The sequence below is a fragment of the Kangiella sp. genome, assembly GCF_048265365.1.
In the GTDB taxonomy this organism is placed as follows: domain Bacteria; phylum Pseudomonadota; class Gammaproteobacteria; order Enterobacterales; family Kangiellaceae; genus Kangiella.
Genome location: NZ_JBLXBT010000002.1, coordinates 446,442 through 468,799, shown reverse-complemented (window position 1 = coordinate 468,799; position 22,358 = coordinate 446,442). Strand labels below are relative to the sequence as shown.

17 protein-coding genes are annotated in these 22,358 nt (G+C 44.2%); 14 read left to right on the top strand and 3 right to left on the bottom strand.

Going from position 1 to position 22,358, the window contains the following annotated elements; translation table 11 throughout:
* Complete coding sequence (cysG, locus tag ACN0VI_RS11305; RefSeq protein ID WP_417446870.1) at positions 1-1,455, top strand: siroheme synthase CysG; 1,455 nt, start codon at positions 1-3, stop codon at positions 1,453-1,455.
* Between the two features lie 68 nt (positions 1,456-1,523).
* Here cysG and ACN0VI_RS11300 read toward each other — a convergent pair whose 3' ends face one another.
* Positions 1,524-3,251, bottom strand: coding sequence for a peptide MFS transporter (locus ACN0VI_RS11300; protein WP_417446869.1), 1,728 nt, complete (start codon positions 3,249-3,251; stop codon positions 1,524-1,526).
* A 189-nt stretch (positions 3,252-3,440) separates the two neighbouring features.
* On the opposite strand from ACN0VI_RS11300, the gene ACN0VI_RS11295 reads away from it, so the two are divergent.
* From ACN0VI_RS11295 to ACN0VI_RS11275, 5 genes are read left to right on the top strand one after another with little or no spacing between them, the layout of a single operon-like run.
* Positions 3,441-4,067, top strand: a complete 627-nt coding sequence (locus ACN0VI_RS11295) for an alpha-ketoglutarate-dependent dioxygenase AlkB family protein (protein WP_417446868.1) — start codon at positions 3,441-3,443, stop codon at positions 4,065-4,067.
* Between the two features lie 9 nt (positions 4,068-4,076).
* The gene (locus ACN0VI_RS11290) at positions 4,077-5,072 is read left to right on the top strand and encodes a YhdH/YhfP family quinone oxidoreductase (protein WP_417446867.1); all 996 of its coding nucleotides are present in this window, start codon (positions 4,077-4,079) and stop codon (positions 5,070-5,072) included.
* A 23-nt stretch (positions 5,073-5,095) separates the two neighbouring features.
* Positions 5,096-7,834 carry a PD-(D/E)XK nuclease family protein gene (locus ACN0VI_RS11285; protein WP_417446866.1) on the top strand — a complete coding sequence of 913 codons (2,739 nt, stop codon included), beginning with the start codon at positions 5,096-5,098 and terminating at the stop codon, positions 7,832-7,834.
* The gene (locus tag ACN0VI_RS11280) at positions 7,831-11,250 is read left to right on the top strand and encodes a UvrD-helicase domain-containing protein (RefSeq protein ID WP_417446865.1); all 3,420 of its coding nucleotides are present in this window, start codon (positions 7,831-7,833) and stop codon (positions 11,248-11,250) included. The genes ACN0VI_RS11285 and ACN0VI_RS11280 overlap by 4 nt, the downstream gene beginning before the upstream one ends.
* 4 nt (positions 11,251-11,254) lie before the next feature.
* Entirely contained in the window at positions 11,255-11,794 is a 540-nt protein-coding gene (locus ACN0VI_RS11275) for a GNAT family N-acetyltransferase (protein WP_417446864.1), read from the top strand.
* A 61-nt stretch (positions 11,795-11,855) separates the two neighbouring features.
* On the opposite strand, the gene ACN0VI_RS11270 is transcribed toward ACN0VI_RS11275, so the two are convergent.
* Positions 11,856-13,718, bottom strand: a complete 1,863-nt coding sequence (locus ACN0VI_RS11270) for a DUF885 domain-containing protein (protein ID WP_417446863.1) — start codon at positions 13,716-13,718, stop codon at positions 11,856-11,858.
* A gap of 121 nt (positions 13,719-13,839) precedes the next feature.
* Here ACN0VI_RS11270 and ACN0VI_RS11265 point away from each other — a divergent pair, with 121 nt between their 5' ends.
* The 6 genes from ACN0VI_RS11265 to ACN0VI_RS11240 all read left to right on the top strand — a co-directional run bounded on the left by ACN0VI_RS11265 (position 13,840) and on the right by ACN0VI_RS11240 (position 20,445).
* Positions 13,840-14,358: a DUF4442 domain-containing protein gene (locus ACN0VI_RS11265; protein WP_331892734.1), complete on the top strand. Its 519-nt coding sequence runs from the start codon at positions 13,840-13,842 to the stop codon at positions 14,356-14,358.
* Between the two features lie 193 nt (positions 14,359-14,551).
* A protein-coding gene (gene prfB / locus ACN0VI_RS11260) for a peptide chain release factor 2 (RefSeq protein ID WP_331892732.1) occupies positions 14,552-15,650 on the top strand; the annotation gives its coding sequence in 2 pieces (ribosomal slippage) (positions 14,552-14,626 and positions 14,628-15,650; 1,098 coding nt in all).
* A gap of 184 nt (positions 15,651-15,834) precedes the next feature.
* Positions 15,835-17,334, top strand: a complete 1,500-nt coding sequence (lysS, locus tag ACN0VI_RS11255; RefSeq protein WP_417446862.1) for a lysine--tRNA ligase — start codon at positions 15,835-15,837, stop codon at positions 17,332-17,334.
* A 112-nt stretch (positions 17,335-17,446) separates the two neighbouring features.
* Positions 17,447-17,722 carry a DUF3081 family protein gene (locus ACN0VI_RS11250; protein ID WP_331892728.1) on the top strand — a complete coding sequence of 92 codons (276 nt, stop codon included), beginning with the start codon at positions 17,447-17,449 and terminating at the stop codon, positions 17,720-17,722.
* Between the two features lie 120 nt (positions 17,723-17,842).
* On the top strand, positions 17,843-19,678 hold the full coding sequence (locus tag ACN0VI_RS11245; RefSeq protein ID WP_417446861.1) for a DUF885 domain-containing protein: 1,836 nt from the start codon (positions 17,843-17,845) through the stop codon (positions 19,676-19,678).
* 134 nt (positions 19,679-19,812) lie between these two features.
* Complete coding sequence (locus tag ACN0VI_RS11240; RefSeq protein ID WP_417446860.1) at positions 19,813-20,445, top strand: peroxiredoxin-like family protein; 633 nt, start codon at positions 19,813-19,815, stop codon at positions 20,443-20,445.
* A gap of 90 nt (positions 20,446-20,535) precedes the next feature.
* Here the strand turns inward: ACN0VI_RS11240 and ACN0VI_RS11235 are convergent, their stop codons facing one another.
* Entirely contained in the window at positions 20,536-21,450 is a 915-nt protein-coding gene (locus ACN0VI_RS11235) for a folate-binding protein YgfZ (protein WP_331890731.1), read from the bottom strand.
* A 107-nt stretch (positions 21,451-21,557) separates the two neighbouring features.
* On the opposite strand from ACN0VI_RS11235, the gene ACN0VI_RS11230 reads away from it, so the two are divergent.
* Positions 21,558-21,812: a succinate dehydrogenase assembly factor 2 gene (locus tag ACN0VI_RS11230; RefSeq protein WP_331890732.1), complete on the top strand. Its 255-nt coding sequence runs from the start codon at positions 21,558-21,560 to the stop codon at positions 21,810-21,812.
* 39 nt (positions 21,813-21,851) lie between these two features.
* Positions 21,852-22,358 (top strand): protein YgfX, encoded by a 507-nt coding sequence (locus ACN0VI_RS11225; protein WP_417446859.1) that lies wholly within the window; start codon positions 21,852-21,854, stop codon positions 22,356-22,358.

The window sequence follows — 22,358 nt, the reverse complement described above, 5'->3', positions numbered from 1 at the left end:
ATGGAATACTTTCCAATTACAGTACGTCTTCAGGATCAGCAGTGCATCATTGTTGGTGGTGGCGAAATTGCTCATCGCAAGCTAAAAAGTCTACTTAAGGCCAAAGCGAAAGTCAGCTTAATTGCCTTGCACTTTTCGCCGGATGTTCGGGCTTTGGTAGAACAGTATCAATTACCGCTTTATCAACAGGCATTCAATGAAACACTCACTGAGCAATTGCTTGATGAGGCCTATTTAGTCATTGCAGCAACTGACAATCGTGAGCTTAATCAGCAGGTCAGTGTCGCTGCACGCAAGCGCAAGGTATGGGTCAATGTGGTGGATGATTTGGATTTAAGTACCTTTATCATGCCCGCCATCATTGACCGTTCACCTTTGCTGGTTGCCATCTCAACGGGCGGTGTTTCACCGGTGCTGGCGCGTAAAATCCGTGAAAAAATTGAATGGTTGTTGCCGACAAATTTAGGCCAGCTGCTGACTAGATTAAAAGCCTATCGGCCGCGGATAAAAAAAAAGTTCCCGAATCTAAAAAGTAAGCGTGATTTTTCTGAATGGTATATTGAACAGGCTATAGCTGATCCTACTGTCTTTAAGAGCGGCTTTGATGAAAACCTCAAAACCTATAAGGCGATAAATGCAGGTAATCAAAAGGGTAAAGTCTATCTGGTGGGTGCCGGCCCCGGAGATGCTGAGCTGTTAACCGTCAAGGCACTTAAGGTGTTGCAGACGGCTGATGTCGTGCTACACGATGCTTTGGTTTCGGAACAGATTCTAGAGCAGGTACGACGGGATGCCACTTTGGTCCATGTAGGTAAGAGAGCGCAATATCATAGCGTAACTCAGGATGAAACTAATCGACTTCTAGTTCAGTATGCCAAGCAGGGGCTCTTAGTAGTCAGGTTAAAAGGAGGCGATCCTTTTATATTCGGCCGTGGTGGTGAGGAGTTGGAAGTATTGGTCAATGCTGGCATTGATTACGAAGTAGTGCCGGGTATAACAGCTGCTTCAGGTTGTGCCAGCTATGCCGGGATTCCCCTAACTCATCGCGATTATGCGCAAACCGTCATGTTCATCACCGCACACTGTGCCAACTCTATTGATAAACTCAACTGGCAGAGCCTGGCCAGAGAGAAACAAACGGTTGCTATCTATATGGGGTTGTTACGAAACGAAACTCTGGTCAGCAATTTAATGGAACATGGTCGAGATGGAGCAACTCCCATTGCCATAATTGAGAATGGTACGTTACCAGAACAGAGGGTGGTGCGGGGAACTTTGCAACAACTACCCATTCTTGTTGAACAGCACCAGATCGTTTCGCCGGCTTTAATTGTAATTGGGGAAGTCACTGTATTAGCGGACAGGTTAGGTTGGTATCAGCATAGCACTCTGCTCGGTTCCCAAACTGAGGTTAATCAAAATGGTGAAGCTTTAGTCTTGCGAAAAGTCAGTTAGATAGAAACCTATAGGCACAAAAAAACCCGACGTTTAAGTCGGGTTTTTTTTGCGGTCGGTGAGATTGATTAATCCGCACCAGCCATTAGCTTTTTAATCAATGGTGATATCAGTAGCATGAATACTGCAATACCGATAGCAACATAACCCACATTGGAATAGACCTCGATGTAAGTCGCTTTGGCAGCGGCTGCGTCAGTTAACTGACCACCAATAGTTTCAGCGCCCGTGGTACGAGCGATGATACCGGCCAAGAAGTTTGAAAGACCGCTATACAGGAACCAGGCACCCATACTCATACCGACGGCCTGCACTGGCGCTAACTTCGTTACAGCAGATAAACCCACTGGCGAAACCATTAACTCACCCATGGTGTGGATGAAGTAGATAAGGAAGATAAAGATAACCGCAGTCATACCTGCGCTTCCGGTAGCTTTCATACCCAGTACTAGTACCAGATAACCCGCACCCGCCAAGAAAACACCCATGGCAAATTTAACCGGTGTTGATGGGTTTAATTTCTTTTTCGCAAGCCAAATCCAAAGCCATGCCAGAAGTGGTGCAAAGGTGAAAATAAAGAAGGCATTCAGAGCCTGGAACACTGGTGCTGGAACTGACCAGCCTAATAGTTCACGATCAACTAAGCGGTCGGTGAAAAGATTTAACGATGAGCCAGCTTGCTCGAACAATGCCCAGAACGGAATCTGTGCCAAGATGAAGTAGATGGCCGCAAACATACGTTTCTGCTCATCACCACTAAGTTTAATCAAGGCATATGCAATCAGGTAGACAAACATTAACAAGCCGATTGGGCCCAGGATGCCACCCATAATGTCCGGGTTCATCACAAAGAACATGGATAAAGCAATGATACCGACGCCGACCAGGTAACACATCCACTCGAAATTAATGAATGCGAAAGCTTTTTCTTTTAGCTTGGCAGGGTTTGGTGGATCAGCTTTGCCTTGTAGCCAATCCTGCTTCCAAAGGAAGGTCGCTAACCCCAATAGCATACCGATGCCTGCAAGACCAAAACCGTATGCCCAACCATAGACGATACCTATAATACCGCAGGTAATTGAAGACAAGAATGAACCCAGGTTAATACCCATATAGAACAGCGTGAAGCCTGAGTCACGGCGGGTGTCACCGAAACCATATAAAGAGCCAACAATGGTTGAAATGTTGGCTTTTAGGAAACCTACACCTGCAATAATTAACGCTAGCGATAAGTAAAGAATGTTCAGGTATAAAGGTTGATGAACAATTCGGGTTTCATAATCGCTACCACTGATATTTGCCGGCAAACCAACTGCATCAGGATTCTCAATAGTAAAGGATCGATTGTCACCATAGGTGATTGGTGACTGGCCATTATCAGTTACAATGATCGGCGTCGCGTCTCCACCTCTGCCATCTAAGGTTAGTTGGTATTCAGCATTATTGTAGGTCATGATTTCTTTTGAACCACTACCTTCAAATGCCATGCCCGTATGGCCAAGCACAAGCAAAATAGCACCAAAGGTCACTGCTTTTCTTGCCCCTAAATATTTATCTGCCAGTGAACCACCAATGATGGTCATCACGTAAACAAGGGCAGTATAGGCACCATAGAGAACAGAAGAACGTTCGTCTGAAAATAAGAAGTGCTGCGTTAAGTAAATGATCAGAAGGGCGCGCATGCCATAATAAGAAAAGCGCTCCCACATCTCTGTAAAAAAGAGCACGACTAAGCCACGAGGGTGGCCTAATATGGTTTTTTCGCTTTCTGGTATTGGGTTTGTTTCGGCCGTCATTGTCGGCGGACTCCTATAAAAAATGGATTTGAACTTAATGTTGTCGAAATTTATAGTTTTATATGTTCTTCGCTAGTATCAGCGATAAAACGATCACGTTAGTTTAGCTAGGAGTCACCTGAAAGCAAGGGGAAATGGCCGTTTTAGCTTAAATTTGATTAAAAATTATACAGTTGGCGGGTGGTATAGATGCAACAATCCAATTTGTGCTTTGGTCAGTCTTCTGAAATTATTCAGCTTGAAAATGCTGAATTGGAGCTATTTGCCCAGTTTTTGACCTCTGAAGTGGCGGATAACCTGCTACAGAAACTAGTGGAGTTGGTGGACTGGCAAAAGGAAACCATTCGAATTGCCGGTGTTGAGCGGTTAGTACCAAGACTGACTGCCTGGTACGGCGATAAAGGTGCCAGCTATACCTATTCTGGGGTGGTACATCATCCTGTCCCATGGAATGAGAGGCTCCTGGCATTAAAAAGCCAAGTAGAGCAAGCGTGTGGAGCTGAATTTAACAGCGCCTTGTTTAATCTATATCGTGATGGAAAAGACAGTGTTGCCTGGCACAGTGATGATGAGCCAGAGCTGGGAAGGCGCCCGATTATTGCTTCGCTGAGTTTAGGAGCCCCCAGAAGCTTTCAACTCAAGCATAAAAAACACAAAGATTTACGTCACAAACTGACGTTAACATCTGGTAGTCTATTGGTCATGCGTGGAGATACTCAGCAGTGTTGGCTGCATCAGGTACCGAAAGAGCCTGCTATCACTGAGCCGCGAATTAATATCACTTTTAGGAACATTATTACCAATCATAATCAATAAGGAGTCACTGTGTCATTTCTTGCCTGTCGCGTCTTTGAGAATGAAGGAAAAGAATCCAAGGTTAATCACCAACTGGTACAGATGGAAGCCGATGAACTGACGGAAGGCGATGTGCTGATCCGGGTCGACTATTCCAGTATCAATTATAAGGATGCGTTGGCTGCATCAGGCCGCGGCAAAATTATGAAGCAGTTTCCACTTAATGCCGGCATTGATTTGGCTGGTGTGATTGTCGAGTCGGATAACGATGCCTTTCAGACAGGCGATAAAGTACTGGTCAATGGTTGTGGAATTGGTGAACAGTTTGATGGCGGCCTGGCGCAATATGCACGAGTGAAGTCTGAGTGGATAATTAAAATTCCTGAAACTTATAATGCTCGACAGGCGATGATTATCGGCACCGCCGGATTTACCGCAGCATTAGCCATTTATCGAATGCAGGTTAATGATCAACATCCAGACATGGGGCCGATTGTTGTTACGGGTGCAAGCGGTGGTGTTGGTAGTATCGCGGTTAACTTGCTGAGCAAATTAGGTTATGAAGTGATTGCGCTGACCAGCAGAAAAAGCATGCATGACTATCTATACGAATTAGGTGCAAACCGTGTGGTCAGCGAAGATGAACTTGGCATGAGCGATAAACCATTGGGCAAAGCCTTGTTCGGTGGGGCTATTGACAATATTGGTGGCAAAACCTTAAGCAAAATTATTGCCCACACCCAGTTATGGGGTAATGTCGCGTCTATCGGCTTGGCACAAAGTCCTGATCTTGAAGCAAAAGTCTTTCCCTTTATTTTGCGCGGAGTGAGTTTGCTCGGCATCAGTTCAACCAATTGTCCGATGCCGTTGCGCACTAAAATCTGGCATCAGTTTGGTAAAGAGTTACCATTGCCGGATTTTGAAACAATCGTCAGTAAAGAAATCGTACTTGAGGATGTCTCTCCTTATTTTGATGAGCTGATCGATAAAAAACACCATGGTCGCCTCATTGTGAACTGCCAATAACAAAACATTAGAACAAGAATATTATGCAAACAGGATATCGCTTCGATTCAATCGATCCGGAACAGAGTATTGTCATTACGGCAAGCCAGCGTTTGGCGCGGCATTTGCGCGAAGAATACAATCGTTGGCAAGCTGCCCAAGGCAAAACCGTATGGGCAACTCTGCAGGTCATGCCGTGGGGCGCATTCACGGCAACCTTGTGGGAGTTACTCAGAGAGCAATTGAAAGGAGGTTCTCCAGAGAAACTGCCACACTTGCTATCTGATCAGCAAAGTCAGTTTATCTGGCAAGATATTATTGAGCGATCTCAATGGAATGATTTTTTATTAAATATTAACGCAACCAGCAGTAAAGCATGGCAGGCCTGGCAGCAACACCAACAATGGCAACTGGATATCACACAAAGTCTAGCCTGGGATAAAGACACTCAGGCATTTAAAGATTGGGCTAATGAGTTCAGGCAACGACTAGATGACAATCATTGGATTGACAGCGCATCCAGTATTAACCTTTTATTGGAATTGATGAAACAGCATCAGTTGCCATTGGCACATAATATTTATACGGCGGGCTTTGAACAAATCACTCCCCAGCAACAGAAGTTGTTTGAGCAACTTGGCGGTACATCTAAACTTGAAGTGTTAGCTTCGTCTAATCCAGCAGCGACTCCCACCGTGTTGAGTTTCAACTCTGCGCGCGAAGAATTTAAAGCAGTCATCAATCAGGCAAAGGACTCCGTCGTAAAGGCGCTTAAGAGTAATCCAGACAAACCCTTTCGTTGTGCGATTGTTGTGCCCGAACTGGAAAAGCATAAAGCTCTTATCGATCGGCTTTTGTGGCAAGAGCTTACTCCCAATTTAAATCCTGAACAAAAATCGACTTTGGGTATTTATGATATTTCTTTGGGGGAGCCATTAAGCAAACAGCCGCTAGTGGTTACCGCGTTGAATCTTTTTAAGTTTCTCAATGGCAGTATCGAAACTCAAGTGCTGCAACAGCTATTGCTAAGCCCCTATTTTGGCAAACAACAAGCAAGCGATACGGGTTACGAGCCGCTTACCAGTGATAGAGCCAGGCTAGAAAAATATTTACGCAAAAGTCATAAGCAAAGATATGCGGTCAGTGAGCTGAATGAACTGGCCCAACAAGCAAAGATCGTAACAGCCTCTTTTTCAGGTTTGATTGAAAGTCTGAAATCGGCTCAGCAGCTTGTTAAAGAGCAGTTAACGCTGGTTGACTGGATGAAGCGATTGATTGCAATTTTAGACACTACGGAGTGGCCGGGTAGCCGAACATTGCACAGTCGTGAATATCAAATCCAACAAACATTCTATGATAGTTTTAATCAGTTGCGACAGTTTCAGGTTTTTTATCCGCAAAAGATGAGCTTCTCAAGGTTACTCGAACTTTTATCGCAAATTGTGACTGAAAAACAATTCCATCAAGAGTTACCTAAAGCGCCAATTCAAATCATGGGGCTGCTCGAAACTCTCGGTCTTGAGTTTGATCACGTCTGGTTGACTGGAGCCACTTATCAGGTGTTGCCGGCGCAGCCCAATCCAAATCCTTTTATTGATAAACAAACGCTGAAACAACATCAGATGCCAGGCAGTTCTGCGCAACGTGAGTTTGAGTATGCCCAGCAATTAATTGCTAGCTTATTAGCCAGCAGCCACAATGTGACGATTTCATATCCGCGTTTTGAGGGTAGCAGTGAATTACTGCCAAGCCCGTTTATTGCCGAGTATTCTGAGAAGGTTGTGCCAGCGAATGCCACTTTAGCGCCGACATTCATACAAACGATAGATAGAGATATTGATTCCAATAATGTTGTTGAGAGATATCAGGATGATCATGGTATGCCACTGGCTGAAGGTGTGGTGAAAGGTGGCACGGGTTTCTTTAGGGATCAGATTAACTGTCCATTTAAAGCCTATATGAGCTACCGCTTAAGGGTGAAAGAGTTTGAAGAAGTGGAGCAGGGTTTAAACGCGATGGAGCGTGGAAGCCTTGTACACAGTGTTCTCGAAGCATTCTGGAAAGAGCATGACAGCAATGAGATATTGCTTGATAAAAGCGATTCACAACTATCATCGCTAATCGAGCCTTATCTAACCAGGGTACTTGATGAATACAAAGATCGGTTTTATTACCTGCAACTTGATGACTTTGCTGATAATGAGTTTCAACGATTATTAAAACAATTAACGCAGGCACTACAAATTGACGCCAGGCGTTTACCGTTTACATCATTACCTCCAGAGCAGGACCAATCAATTACCATAGAAGGATTAACCTTTAATTTAAAAGTTGATCGAATCGATGAGGTTGATGATGGCCTTTTGATTATTGATTATAAAACGGGCACGCCAACCCGCGCCAAACTGTACCCGAGAGATAAAGAGTTAGCGCCTGAGGAGCCACAATTAGCACTGTACGCGATCAATCAGGGCGACACGCCCATTGCCGGCGTTAGCTTCTTTAATATTAATGCTAAAGAAATTCGTTATCAGGGTATTGCCGATAGCATTGAGCATCTTGCGCTTGATAAACGAAGTGCGATTAAAGAAGACATGTCCGATATTATTGATCGTTGGCAGTTGCAAATGTCAGAAGTTGCGCGTGATATTAAGGCAGGAACTGCAATAGTTGATCCCAGAAGTTGCGACTATTGTGACTTTGCCTCCGCATGCAGAATCAACCAACGTAAAACCATGCTACAGCCCAAAGATGATAAGCGCAGCCAGGGAGGTGCAGCATGATAAAAGATTTACAGGCACGTCAGAAAGCCATTGACCACACTCGCTCCTTTATTGTGCAGGCGCCGGCCGGTTCCGGTAAGACTGAATTATTGACTCAGCGAGTGCTGAAACTGCTAGCCGTGGTGCAAAATCCTGAAGAAGTAGTGGCGATTACTTTTACCAATAAAGCTGCACGAGAAATGCAAAATCGTATTGTGCAGTCTCTCTACTCCGCGCAAGGCGAAAAGCCCGAAGAACCACACAAGGTTCTAACCTGGGAGTTGGCTAAAAGTGTATTGCAGCGTGATCAGGAGTTAAGCTGGGGCTTAATGCACAGCCCGCATCGTTTGCGCATTAAAACCTTTGACTCACTGTGTGCCACTATCGCCAATCAGATGCCGGTTCTAGCAAAGTTTGGTGGTCAATTAAGTCCCACTGAAAATCCTTACGAACTTTATTATCAGGCTGCTAAATCTGTGGTGGATGGAGTCAAGACACAGGAACCCTGGGCGGCACATGTTCATCGCGTTTTGGCGCATACCGACAATAAGGTCGAACAATTGCAAGAACTGTTGGCGCAACAGTTGGCGAAGCGTGATCAATGGTTGCGGTTGGAACAGGAAGGCACTGCCGAGCGTGACATATTGGAACAGGGTTTTATTGATGTACTCGAAGCTGAATTAAAGCAACTCGATTCGTCAATCCCTAACGCATTAAAGCATCGATTGCTATCCTGCATAATTTTTGCAGCAAATTATTTTGAAGATACTCATCCATTATTTGAGCTCAAAACTTTGGTGGAATGGCCAGAACCAAAAGCTGGACACTTAATATATTGGCAAGCTATTGCTAACTTCTGTATGAGCAAGAATGAAGCTAAGCTGTTAAAAACGGGGCCAATGCCGCCGCAAAAATTGGGCGAAACCAAAGACGAAAAAGGCATCATCAAATTAAAGAAAGATGAGGCGACAGAAGTTATGGGTGAACTGGCTGAGTATTCAGCTTTTGTTGAACACATGGCCATCATCCGAAATTTCCCCAATATTCATTATCAGGACGACGAGTGGGAAGTGATTGAGTCCTTAACTGAACTGATGCGCATTGCCACCGCTCATTTAACGATAGAGTTTAAGCGACAAGGCATTGTAGATTTTACCGAAATATCTATGGCTGCTGATCGCGCACTGGGCAATATTGATGAACCATCCGAGTTAGCCCTTAAGCTCGACTATGGTATTTCCCATATCCTGGTGGACGAATTTCAGGATACGTCTTATGGTCAGTATCAGTTGATCGAAAAGTTAACTGCCGGCTGGCAAGCGGATGACGGACGTACTCTGTTTGTGGTGGGCGATCCGATGCAATCTATTTATCGCTTCCGTGAAGCCAATGTCGGCTTATTTATTCAGGCTCGGGATTATGGCCTGGGCGATACCCGGCTAGAATTTCTACAGCTGACCAGTAACTTCCGTTCGAGCAAGAAAGTCGTGGATTGGGTTAATAAGAGTTTTGCCAGTATTTTCCCCAGTTATGACGATGCCGTATTGGGGGCTGTGAGTTTGGCAGAAGCAACGGCTACAAAAGAGATTGCAGTTGAAGATAAGGTTGAGTTTAAGATCTTCTTTGGAGATGAACTTGACACTGATTCTGTTTCTAGCTCTGGTTTAGATGAAGTCATCACTGACGCTGCGGCCCAGGAAGCGAGTTTCATCGCTGAACACATTGACGTTTTATTAAAAAATCACCCCGAGCAAGATATTGCCGTATTGGTCAGAGCGCGCAATCATGGCTTTGCCATAATTGAAGCACTGCAACAGCGTTCGATAGCTTATGTAGCGGAAGAGTTTGAAGAGCTGGCCGAAAAGCAAAGTGTTCTCGATGTGCTGACATTGTTAAGGGTATTGATTCATCCTCACGATAAACTGGCCTGGATGGCTTTGTTGAAGTCCCCGTGGTTTGGTTTGACTTTAACAGATATGACTTTAATTGAGTCTATGTTTGGGGATGATGTTTACCGTGTGTTAACAGAACACACTTTAGTAGGCGGCTTGTCCGAGCAAGCGGTTTTAGCACTGACTAACCAAGGCACTATTCTCGAACAGCATCGAACTCAATTGTACCAGCAACCATTAGCCATTCAGTTAGAAGCGCTGTGGTTGCATCTTGGTGGTGCTATGTTGTGCCAGCCTAATGAGATTGAGCAGGTTTACAGCTTCCTCGATTTTGTCAGTCATTATGAACAGAATCAGATCATTACCGATTACAAACCATTGCTTTCGGCAATGAGTAAACTGCATGCGCCACCAAGCCGGGAAGATAATTGCCGCGTGTCGGTTATGACCATGCATAAATCAAAAGGTCTTGAGTTTGATACGGTATTTTTGCCACAGCTGCATAAAGGTAGTGGCAATAATGACAAGCAGCTGATGGTGTGGGAAGAGTTTCCAGCGCAAGATGATTCCAGTCAGTATTTAATGGCACCTGTTGATCAAGTCGGGGAAAGCAACTCGCTGTATAAATTTGTCAATAATTTTTCACGACAAAAAGATCGCCTGGAAAGCGGTCGCTTACTGTATGTCGCATCAACTCGTGCCAAGCATCGTCTCTTTTTAACTTGTTGCGGATCGGTTTCCTATAACCAGAAAGAAGAGCGATTGAAACTGGCTTCCTTTGGCAATGATAGTTTGATGAATCTATTGAAGCCAATTTATGAAACCTTCATCGAATCGGAAGTGCTGAGACTAGAGTCTGATGGTCAAACCAAGCAAAGTTCAGAGCAGACGTTAGACCATAGTTGGCAGCGGCTTAAAGCTGACTGGAGCTATCCCGTATTAAGTGATCCATTCCAAGATATAAAAACACTGCTTGAGCAAAACTCAGTGGTCTCTGAACAAGCAACGATAGAGTTTGATTGGGCAACGGATGTTGCACAAACGATTGGTGTCTTAATGCATCGGCAGTTGGAACTCGTCAGTAAAGGGCAATGGCAACTTAACGAACAATCACTGATGGATTACGCGGCCGCAATGTATGAGCTGTTACTGGGTTCAGGATACAGCGAAAAGAATGCTCGTTATGCCCAACAGCGCATTGAAGAGGGTTTACGCAACGTATTAAGCGATCCTAAGGCGCAGTGGATCTTATCAGCTCAGCACCAACAGTCAGCCTGCGAGCTGGCGTTGACGGGTGTAGTCGATGGGGGATATAAAGCATTTGTGATTGATAGAACCTTTATTGATGAAGAGGGCACTCGCTGGATTATCGATTACAAAACCGGTAGTCACCTTGGCGATGATGTTGCTGGATTTATCCAGTCCGAGAAAGAGCGCTACCAAGCTCAGTTAGAGCAATATAAAACACTGATGGCACAGATTGATGACCGACCCATTAAACTGGCATTGTATTTTCCAATGATGAAACGGTTTGAGGAATTATAACTTGATGGACTATATTATAGAAACAGAACGATTAATGTTAAGGCCATTCATCGAATCTGATGTTGATGATTACCTTGAATATGCACTTGATCCTGAAGTAATGAAATATATCCGTCCTATAGCTGATCCAAAGGAGGCGAGAGAGTTATTCTTAAGTCACGCAGGCGAGTGGGATGGTGAAGAAGGTAAGTGGATGGGTGCTGCGGTCGTGCTTAAAAGTACTAATAAAATGATTGGAGATGTTGGATTCCGTTATAAGAGTAAACAGCATCAACAGATTGAAATCGGTTATAAATTTAATCGTCATTTTCAAGGACACGGTTATGGCTCAGAAGCTTTAGTCACCTTAGTGAAACTGATAGTTAGAGATTGGCCGTTTCACAAACTCGTCGCTTATTGCGAACCAAGAAATATTGCTTCCTGGAAACTGATGGAAAAAATTGGAATGAGAAGAGAGGGATATTTTCAGGAAAACTTCAACTTTGATGGACGCTGGCAAAATGAAGTGGCTTATGGTGTTCTGAAAAGAAACTTGAAGGTATAGAAGTTCACAATAAAAAAGGAGCCGAAGCTCCTTGTTTATTAGATGACATTTTAGACGAGAATTAGGCCTCATCTAGCTGTGAATCAATCCATTCGCGGATTTTAGTTTCCAATACCGGCATTGGCACGGCACCATCCACTAACACTTCTCGGTGGAAAGCTTTGATGTCAAACTTATCGCCAAGCTTTTCTTCAGCTTCGGCTCTTAGGTTGCTGATTACGCGCTGACCAACTTTATAGGAAACCGCCTGACCTGGCCATGCGATATAGCGCTCAACTTCGGAAACCACATCGGTATCTGCCATCGAGGAGTTAGCCACCATATAATCAATGGCATCCTGGCGTGACCACCCTTTGGCGTGTAGTCCAGTATCAACCACTAAGCGCATGGCACGTAACATCTCGTCACTTAATCGACCATAGTACTGCATGGGGTCGCTAAACATTCCCATTTCCTTGCCGATAGATTCAGCATACAGAGCCCAGCCTTCGCTGAAGACACTCAATCCACCAAAGCGACGAAACATCGGTAGGCCTTCGATTTCCTGTTGCAATGAAATCTGGAAGTGGTGACCTGGCGCAGCTTCGTGAATGGACAAGGTTTCCATGCCAAACTTAGGCTGACCTTTTAGATTGAAGGTATTAACATAGAAGATGCCGGGACGAGAACCATCCGGTGAACCTGCCATGTAGGATGCGCCTGCTGCTGACTCAGCACGGAAGGCTTCAACTGCACGAACTTCGTAGTCAGTTTTGGGAGCAATATCGAACATGCTCGGCAATAACTTGTTAACCTTGGCTTGTAAGTCCCGATAGCCCTGCAACAAGTCTTCTTCGTTGTCGTAATAGAACTCAGGATTGGTTTGTACGTACTTGAACCATTCTTCTAATGTACCTTCAAAACCTTCCTGTTCCATCACGCCTTCCATCTCGGAACGGATTCGCACCACTTCATTCAAACCAAACTGGTGAATTTCTTCGGCAGTCAGATCTGTTGTGGTGTAAGTTTTCAGCTGATAGTTATACCAGGCTTCGCCATTCGGTTGCTCGCTTAAGCCAAAGCTATCGCGTGCGTGCTTCAAGTAATCATCTTTGATGTAATCATGGAGTTTTTTATAAGAAGGAACCAGCTTTTGAACGATGGCTGTGCGGTAAGCTTCTTCTAGACGTTTCTTGTCTTCTTCAGCAAAGTCTTCTGGCATATCGCTAATCGGCGTATAGAAAATGCTCTCGGTTGGATCAGAAACCACATGTGCTGCCAGCTGTGGAATCACCTTTTCCATTAAAGCTTTTGGCTGAACGACTTTCTGCTCAATACCTTGATTCATATTAATTATGGCTTGTTCCATTATGGCAACGCCACCGTCAACTCGCTTTAACCAGTTGTCATAGTCCTCAACAGTTTTAAAGGGTTGGAAGCTTTGACCAGAACCCAGCTGAGCAAAGAAATTGGCAATATTGCTGGACTGGTTTATGGGAATAAGGTAGCCAGGGAATTGTTCACCTTTAAGACTGTGTTCTGATTGGTGAACAAAAATGTCATAACTCAGGCGGTCCTGACCGGATAACAGGCTGCGATCAATCTGTTTAACTTTGTCTAGCCACTCAACAGTGAAGTCTTGGCTTTTCTTGCGGAACTCTGAGGATAAAAAATTAGGTAATTTATCGTTATAACCTGGAATGCCTATGGCAGTTGCCTGGATTGGATTGAGAGCCAGGCTAGCCTGAAATTGCTGCTCAAATATTTCATTTAAAGCTTTTGACGCTTCTTCTTTGGTCATGCTTTGTTGTGCTTTATTTTTAACAACGTTTTGCGTCACTTCGCTTGCTGCGGCGTTGGTCGTAGGACTGGTTTGTTCTTGATCATTATTACAGCCATATAAAGCCAGAGCTAAGCTAAGGCTTACTAATGTTATTTTGGTCATACTAATTTGTTCCTGAAAATTTCCTACCGAGCTAAGAACATTAGCACTAAATTATTGAAGAGGATATGATTTGTAATATCTGTTTACAAATAGGCGACAGCCGACTCATCAAGGAATTAATATGAATGAAACAAACTCAGCCAGCGCTTTGCTGGTGGACAACCGACTCGCCAAAGTGGTCAACACTATTAAGGGCTATCCACAATTTATACAGGGCTACTTGCTTAATTTTGTCATTAGAAGAACCGTTAAGTTGGTGGGTACGGCCAAAGTTGAAGTATTAACACTGACTAAAGAATCATCTCAGTTCCGTATTCAGAACCGTAAAAAAGTGCAAAACCACATAGGTACCATTCATGCAGCGGCCATGGCTCTCATCGCAGAAACAGCTACTGGCATGGTAGTGGGTATGAATGTGCCGGATGATAAGTATCTGGTTATTAAGACCCTTAAAGTCGATTTCCTGAAAAGAGCCGTAGGTAGTTTAACGGCGACTGCAAAGCTAAGCGAATCGCAGCGCCTGGCAATCCTCAATGAAGATAAAGGTGAAGTTGATGTTCAGGTGTCGGTAGTTGATGAGGAAGGCAAAGAACCTATCGAATGCACCATGATTTGGGCCTGGACACCTAAGCGACGCTAACAGCCCATCAGTTTAGAGGCGAAAGGTATAAGAAAAGGGGCAAGACACCATATTTAAGGTATGCAGTGAGCATCAGATTGGTTAAAATATGTCCCTTTTGCGCCATCTACCAGCTGGTTAGAACCGGACGGTACCAGTATAAAAGAGTGATAAACGGGCGCAAAACACATAAATGAGAAGTGATTAACACACTATGTTGGAAGTAAACCCAATCCGAGAACAACTAAAAGATATGTCTGAGCGTGTTGCAACGCTTAGGGGGTATCTTTGACTTTGATAGCAAACAGGAGCGACTGGTAGAGGTCGAACGCGAGCTTGAGCAGCCAGATGTCTGGAACGATCAGGAGCGCGCTCAATCCTTAGGTCAGGAGCGAGCAAAACTGGAAACAGTTGTTAACACCATCAAGAACCTGGAAACAGGCATCGATGATAACCAGGAATTGTTGGAACTGTCGGTTGAAGAAGATGATGCAGACAGTGTTGCCGAGATTGAAAACGAGGTAAAACAACTCAACGCCAGTCTCGAAAAACTAGAGTTCCGACGCATGTTTTCTGGCGAGATGGATGAGAACAATGCCTATCTGGATATTCAGGCCGGTTCAGGCGGAACTGAAGCGCAAGATTGGGCCAGCATCTTATTAAGGATGTACCTGCGCTGGTGTGAAAGTCGCGGCTTCAAAGCTGAAGTCACCGAAGAATCCGATGGTGATGTAGCGGGCATCAAAAGTGCCACTATAAAAGTTGAAGGCGAATACGCCTATGGCTGGTTAAGAACTGAAACTGGTGTTCATCGTCTAGTGCGTAAGTCACCATTCGATTCAGGCAATCGTCGGCATACCTCTTTTGCATCCGTATTTGTGTATCCCGAAGTGGATGACGATATCGATATTGAAGTCAATCCGGCAGACTTGCGGGTAGATACCTATCGCGCCAGTGGAGCCGGTGGTCAGCACGTTAATAAAACTGATTCAGCGATCCGTTTAACGCACATTCCAACCGGAGTTGTGGTGCAATGTCAGAATGATCGCTCACAGCACAAAAATCGTGCGCAAGCGATGAGCATGATGAAAGCCAAGCTGTATGAGTTAGAAATGCAAAAGCAGCGCGACGAGCAACAAGCTCTAGAAGATACCAAGTCGGATATCGGCTGGGGTAGTCAGATTCGGTCTTACGTCTTGGATCAGTCGCGAATTAAAGATTTGCGCACCGGACATGAGTCGAGCAGTACGCAGTCGGTGTTGGATGGGGATCTAGACGGTTTCATTGAGGCCTCACTGAAAGCCGGCGTTTAGAGCGCTTGTGCTTTGCAGCTACTGTGTTAAAACTTTTTTGCAGGATATAGTCTATAGTCACTTACTTTAACTTGAACAACTTGAAAGTGTTTTGACATTTTTATCACAGCAACAATTGAATAGTAGTCACTGATAGTAACAATGAAATTTTTTTTATAACGGTAAATTGAGGTAATAAACGAAAATGAGCAATCAAGAAACCCCAGTAGTTGATGTCAACGAGCAGATTACTTTACGTAAGCAGAAGTTGACAGATAAACGAAAACAGGGGATTGCCTTCCCGAACGACTTCCGTCGTGATTCTTTAGCAGCGAATATTGCCAATGAGTATGGCGATAAGGACAAGGCTGAGCTAGAAGAATTGGGTAAGAAGGTTACGGTTGCTGGTCGCATCATGTTGTTCCGCAACATGGGTAAAGCGAGCTTTATTACTATTCAAGATATGTCGGGCCGTATCCAGTCTTATGTTCGTAAAGATGCGGTAGGAGATGACGTTTATGATGATTTTAAAACTTGGGATATTGGCGATATTGTCGGTATTGAAGGCACAGTCTTTAAAACTAATAAAGGCGAGTTATCGGTTAAAGCATCGAACATTCGCTTGCTGACCAAAGCTTTGCGTCCGCTTCCTGATAAGTGGGGCGGCCTATCTGATCAAGAAACGCGCTACCGTCAGCGCTATGTTGATCTGATCGTCAATCAGGAGTCGCGCGAAACTTTTATCATTCGCTCTAAAGTCATTAAAGCGATTCGTGAATTCTTGGAAGCGCGTGAATTCCTTGAAGTAGAAACGCCAATGATGCACGTCATTCCAGGAGGTGCTTCAGCTCGTCCTTTTGAGACACACCATAATGCGCTAGACATGCCGCTTTATTTGCGTGTCGCACCGGAATTATATTTGAAGCGTTTAGTGGTTGGTGGCTTAGAGAAAGTTTTTGAGATCAACCGCAACTTCCGTAACGAAGGTTTATCAACGCGCCATAACCCTGAATTCACTATGTTGGAATTCTACTGGGGTTATGCCGATTACAATGATCTGATGGACTTAACCGAAGCCATGTTGCGCCACACCGTTGAAACTGTGCTTGGAAAAACTGTATTCGAAAGTAGCGGTGAAACTTATGACTTTGGTCAGTCTTTCGCACGTATGACGGTACTCGAAGCTATCATGAAATATCAGCCAGAAATTACTCTTGAACAACTAAGCGATTTAGACAAAGCGCGCGAAGTTGCCAAGCGTTTAAAAATCAAAACGGAAAAATCATGGGGCTTGGGTAAAGTTCAAATCGAAATCTTCGAAGAAGTGGCTGAGCACAAACTAATTCAACCAACCTTTATCACTGCCTACCCAGCAGAGGTATCGCCATTAGCGCGTCGTAATGATGAAAACCCATTTGTCACTGATCGCTTTGAGTTTTTTGCTGGCGGTCGTGAACTCGCTAATGGTTTCTCGGAGCTTAACGACGCAGAAGATCAGGCGGAACGATTCAAAGCACAGGTTGAAGCAAAAGATGCCGGTGATGACGAAGCCATGCATTATGATGCTGACTATATTCGCGCATTGGAATACGGTTTGCCACCAACAGCCGGTGAAGGTATTGGTATTGATCGCTTGGTGATGTTGCTCACAGATTCTCCGTCTATTAGAGATGTGTTGCTGTTTCCTCACATGCGACCCGAATAAAACTCCTGCGTTTTATATTTATGCTGTAAGGGCGACTGATGAGTCGCCCTTTTTTATTTAGAATCCCCGCCATTTCCTTTATGATGATTCAAAATCATCAAGCAAAACATATATGTCTACTGATATTGATATTCGCCAAGCATTAAGAGTGTTTCAGATCATTGCTGAGCAGGGCGAGCAGCGTGGTAATCGTCATTACTTTAAGGGTATCTACGCCACTTCGGGCTTTGATGGCTATGACGTTGAGTTGACGGATGAGAAGGTGACTCTGAGTATCTATTTCCATAGTAGATTCGATTTGGACTATAAAAATCAATTGGATAAAGAGGCCTTTTTGGAGAAGTTGGCTAAAATCGATTCGCTTAGGAAGTCTAAAACGAGTGAATAATTACTTTTAAAACTCTCGATTTGTTTACACTTTGTTACCAGTTACTTTTGAGTTGTGATTTACCCGCGGTTATAGTGATTTTCACTAAGTTAATCTAAATAGAACCAGTGGGAGTATTCAATGAGTCGTTCGAGAGTTCACAAAATAACAGCTCTTTCTTTATCCATCGCGATGGCTGTCTCCAGTGCAGCCGTTATGGCAGCCCCGTCCTCAATCAGTCTTTTATCTAGTGACAAAGTTACCGCAGCGCAACAGCAGACTGAAGCCGAAAAAGCAGCAGCTATTTATGCGGAACATTGGGAACGTAGCCTTGAAATGAATCCGTTAATGGCAACTTTCATGGGCGATAATCGTTTTAATGACCAATTAGGTGATTGGGGTACGGAAGAAGGTCTTGCAAAACAGCTGGCGTTCAGTAAAGAGTTTCTCGCTAAGATAAACACTATTGATGCTTCAAAACTTCAAGGCCAGGATCTACTGAGTTATAAAGTTTTTAAGGGCGAGCGCGAGGCCGAAATTGAAGGTCATCAGTACCCTGATCATCTGCAGCCGATCCAGCAGTTCTATAACCCGTTCAACTTTATTGCCATGCTGGGTTCGGGCAATAGCGCGCAACCCTTTAATACGGTTAAAGATTACGAAAACTGGCTCAGCCGTCTTGAGCAGGCCGCCGGTGGTGTAGATGTTATTATCGGAAACATGCGCGAAGGGATGGAGCAGGGCGTTGTTCAACCTAAGGCTTTGATGGTCAAAGTACTGCCACAGTTGAAAGCACATGTGGTTGATGATGTCGAAACCAGCCTATTCTATGGACCCATAAAAAATATGCCTGAGTCATTCTCTGAGGAAGACAGAAAGCGCTTAACTCAGGAGTATGTTAAAGCGATTAAAGGCTGGGTTGTGCCAACTTATCAAAAGATGCATGACTTCATTGAGAAAGAGTATATTCCTGCGGCACGTGAGACCTCGGGTATGGTGGCACTGCCGAACGGTAAGGAGTGGTATGCCTTTAAAGTTAAAGAAACGACCAGTACTGATTTAACGCCAGAGCAGATTCATCAGATTGGTCTTGATGAAGTGGCTCGTATTCATGAAGAAATGAAAGGGGTTATGGAAGAGGTTGGTTTTGAAGGCAACCTGCAAGAGTTCTTTGAGTTCACTAAGACCGATCCTCAGTTCCAGTTTGATACCAAAGAAGATATGTTGCAGGCTTATGAGAACTTGAGAGGAAAGCTCGACAAAGCCGCTCCTGATTTATTCAAAGTGATTCCAAAAGCTGAGTTTGAGATCCGGGCAGTTGAAGCTTATCGCGAACAGTCTTCGTCAGCGGCCTCTTATCAAAGCCCAGCTCCGGATGGTTCACGCCCAGGTATTTTCTACGTTAATACATATGATTTAACCGCTCGCCCAACCTGGACTGTTGAATCATTATATTTGCATGAGGCAGTGCCAGGGCACCACTTCCAGCGTTCAACTCAGATTGAGTTAAAGGATGTTCCGAACTTCCGTCGCTTTGGGGGAAACACGGCTTACACTGAAGGTTGGGGATTGTATTCTGAGTCATTAGGTAAGGAAATGGGTGTTTATACCGACCCATACCAGTACTTTGGAGCTTTAGGTGCCGAACTATGGCGCGCGATTCGTTTAGTCACGGATACCGGCTTACATGCCAAAGGTTGGACTCGTGAGGAAGTGCTGGCCTATATGGAGCAAAACTCTCCGGCTGCAGAAGCGCGTATGGTGTCTGAAGCAGAGCGTTTCATGGCAATCCCAAGTCAGGCGCTCGCCTATAAAATTGGTCAAATGAAAATTCGCGAGCTGCGTACTTTGGCTGAGAAAGAGTTAGGTGATAAGTTTGATATTCGCGAGTTTCACCATGAAGTACTAAAAGATGGTGCGATTCCGTTGAATATTCTGGAGGATAAAATTAAGCGCTGGATTAAGACTCAGTCATAGTCTTCGCTTCCTTGAACCGAAAAGCCCTTACCTGGTTAAGGGCTTTTTTGTGCATGATATTTTTGTAACAAATGCCTGCATAGATGCTCTAATAGCCTGAACCAACTCAAAAAAAACCATAAGGTGTATAACCTATGAAACCGATTAAAGCAGTATTGATACTGATTATTAGCAGTATGATCAGTGTTTCAGCCGTAGCTTTAGAGCGAACCAAAATTGCTGACAATGCAAATCACGTCACTCCATTGCTGATTGGTCAACAAGTCCCTGATATCCATCTGTGGGATACAGAAGGTAAGCCATTTCGTTTATTGGATAAAGTTAAGCAGCAACCCACCATACTATTATTTTATCGCGGTGGCTGGTGTCCATTTTGTAATGCGCAACTGAGTCAAATTCAGGAAATTGAGAGTGAGTTGGTTGAGATGGGTTATCAGTTATTAGCGATCAGCCCTGATACGCCTGATGAGTTGGTACAAACCAGCGAAACACGCAATCTTTCTTATGAGCTTATTTCAGATTTCCAACTTGCCGCTACGCGTGGTTTTGGCTTAGCGTTTCACATTGAAGATGATTATGCAGGTAAGATAGAAGAGCTTGGTGGAAAGGCGGCAAAAGCAGACGGAGACACAAAAAGTGTACTGCCGGTGCCAGCTGTTTTCATCCTTGATAAAAATGGCGTGATTAAATTTGAATACATTAATCCGAATTACAAAGTACGAATTGATCCAGAGCTATTATTAGCAGCTGCCAAAATTGACCTCTAATTTATTCTGATCAACTTTTTCAAGCAAAAAAAACAGGGCTTTTGGCCCTGTTTTTTTCTAAAGGTATGAATCAATCATCTAAAACAAGAGCTAGTCAAGAATTTCAAACTCTGCATTATTGATGCTTAACGGGCTTTCTAAAGCTTTATCCGCAAGGCTGATTAAGGCATAAGTTTTGCCATCAAAAACAGTCGAACGTATAACATCACCCACCGCTTTATCTTCTGCGTTTAGAACCTTATCTCCCGGTGTTAATGTTGCCGTGTCTTTAGAGTAAGCAAGCAGAGCGTGAGTTTTTAGTTTGCCACGATAATGCATCCGGGCGACGATTTCCTGGCCGGTATAACAACCTTTGTCGAAACTGACGCCGCCAACCAGGTGCAGGCCGACAAAGTGAGGTAATAATTCTTCAATAGTTTCTTCAAGAACTAACGGAATATGTGCCTGAATCTCGATGTAATCCCAGGCATTGACGTCCGCCAATGTGGTGCCTTCCAGCGCCTTGATGATGGCACTGCCATGTTCTTTCTCAGCTATCATAAAGGATGCGTTGAAGAGGCTGTTCAAGTGAACTTCGGTGACTCCATTATCGCGGGTGACAACCAAACTCATATCCTCAGCAAAGTTGGCAGTTGCCCCTTTTTGGGTATGGCCCCAAATTTGAAAGTCGAGGCTGGCATCCGTTAGTTCCACTTTAAAGAACACGGCGTACATTTTGAGCTTGTTCAGCAAGTGCTCAAGCCCTTGTTTGGGGACTAACAGTAAATAATCATCACCATATTTAATGGTGAAAAAGATACCATGCAGGCGCCCTTGAACATTACAGAGGCCGCCAAGGCTGGCGCACTCATCTGTGACGTTTTCTATGTCGCAGGTTAATTGGCCCTGTAGAAATTTCTTGGCATCCTCGCCATGCACTCGAATAATGCCGTAATGGCCGAGCTCGCAAGCAATATTTTGAAGTTGTGTGATGTGCTGCATTGCGTCTTGATTGGTAAAATTCATAGTTGAATGCTTATTTTGCTTTAAAACTGGGATAATTTTACTCTCATTCTTAGCGGTTTTGCACCGTTACCGTTATAATTCCGCGAAACAATTTTAGGTTTGTGCCAATGATTGATGAACAGCTAAAGAAATTACACTGGGCTAGCCGCCGTGGGATGTTGGAATTGGATGTGGTTCTGATTCCTTATCTAGAGCAAGAAGCTTGTCACTTTGATGATGCCAAGTCTGCCGAATACGCTATTTTCCTCGAGCAGGACGATCCGGATCTCTATTCATGGATTATGGGTTATGAAACACCTAAACCCGAATTTGCAGCTTTTGTTGCTGATATCAAGGAGTTTATCAACAAGCAGATTAAGTGATTTGTTGAGTCTTATTTAACGCTAATGTCAGGGAGTGACATGAATTTATTTATTGACATACAAGTATCCAAAACGCTGCCTCGAGTATTTATAGCCCTTTGGGCCTTATTCATCGCCGGATTTGGCCTATTCGTTTTTTCACAATACGCTTTGCTGACTAGCTTGATCCTGTTACTCGTGGGGATGCTGGTTTTTTTGCCTTGCGTGCTTTGGCAACAGAAGGCATTTAATCATCTCAATCAGGGTGTGCAACAGCTTCAGTTTGTTGATGGCTGTTGGTATTTAGTTGAAAAGAGTGGGTCAGACACAGAGAGGCATTCAATTGAGCTTGCTAATGATAATGTGTTGTGGCCGTGGTGGATTAAGTTGAATTATAAGTTGGAACAAGACCAAGACGACCAATCGTTCATGAGTCGATTTTCTCCACATAAAAGACAGCGGCTACTCATTTGTCGGGATGCGGTAAGCGAGACAGACTTTAGGCATCTATCTCGAGTGTTACGGTTTTATCGGAATGAAGAGCGTGATCAGCTCGAGTCGAACTAG

Bases quoted from the DNA above. Each gene is read 5' to 3' on its own strand.
- ACN0VI_RS11230 (WP_331890732.1), top strand. From the start codon at position 21,558: ATGATTGATGAACAGCTAAAGAAATTACACTGGGCTAGCCGCCGTGGG.
- ACN0VI_RS11300 (WP_417446869.1), bottom strand. From the start codon at position 3,251: ATGACGGCCGAAACAAACCCAATACCAGAAAGCGAAAAAACCATATTA.
- ACN0VI_RS11250 (WP_331892728.1), top strand. From the start codon at position 17,447: ATGTCTACTGATATTGATATTCGCCAAGCATTAAGAGTGTTTCAGATC.
- cysG (WP_417446870.1), top strand. From the start codon at position 1: ATGGAATACTTTCCAATTACAGTACGTCTTCAGGATCAGCAGTGCATC.
- ACN0VI_RS11240 (WP_417446860.1), top strand. From the start codon at position 19,813: ATGAAACCGATTAAAGCAGTATTGATACTGATTATTAGCAGTATGATC.
- ACN0VI_RS11265 (WP_331892734.1), top strand. From the start codon at position 13,840: ATGAATGAAACAAACTCAGCCAGCGCTTTGCTGGTGGACAACCGACTC.
- ACN0VI_RS11270 (WP_417446863.1), bottom strand. From the start codon at position 13,718: ATGACCAAAATAACATTAGTAAGCCTTAGCTTAGCTCTGGCTTTATAT.
- ACN0VI_RS11275 (WP_417446864.1), top strand. From the start codon at position 11,255: ATGGACTATATTATAGAAACAGAACGATTAATGTTAAGGCCATTCATC.
- ACN0VI_RS11235 (WP_331890731.1), bottom strand. From the start codon at position 21,450: ATGAATTTTACCAATCAAGACGCAATGCAGCACATCACACAACTTCAA.
- lysS (WP_417446862.1), top strand. From the start codon at position 15,835: ATGAGCAATCAAGAAACCCCAGTAGTTGATGTCAACGAGCAGATTACT.
- ACN0VI_RS11225 (WP_417446859.1), top strand. From the start codon at position 21,852: ATGAATTTATTTATTGACATACAAGTATCCAAAACGCTGCCTCGAGTA.
- ACN0VI_RS11245 (WP_417446861.1), top strand. From the start codon at position 17,843: ATGAGTCGTTCGAGAGTTCACAAAATAACAGCTCTTTCTTTATCCATC.
- ACN0VI_RS11285 (WP_417446866.1), top strand. From the start codon at position 5,096: ATGCAAACAGGATATCGCTTCGATTCAATCGATCCGGAACAGAGTATT.
- ACN0VI_RS11295 (WP_417446868.1), top strand. From the start codon at position 3,441: ATGCAACAATCCAATTTGTGCTTTGGTCAGTCTTCTGAAATTATTCAG.
- ACN0VI_RS11280 (WP_417446865.1), top strand. From the start codon at position 7,831: ATGATAAAAGATTTACAGGCACGTCAGAAAGCCATTGACCACACTCGC.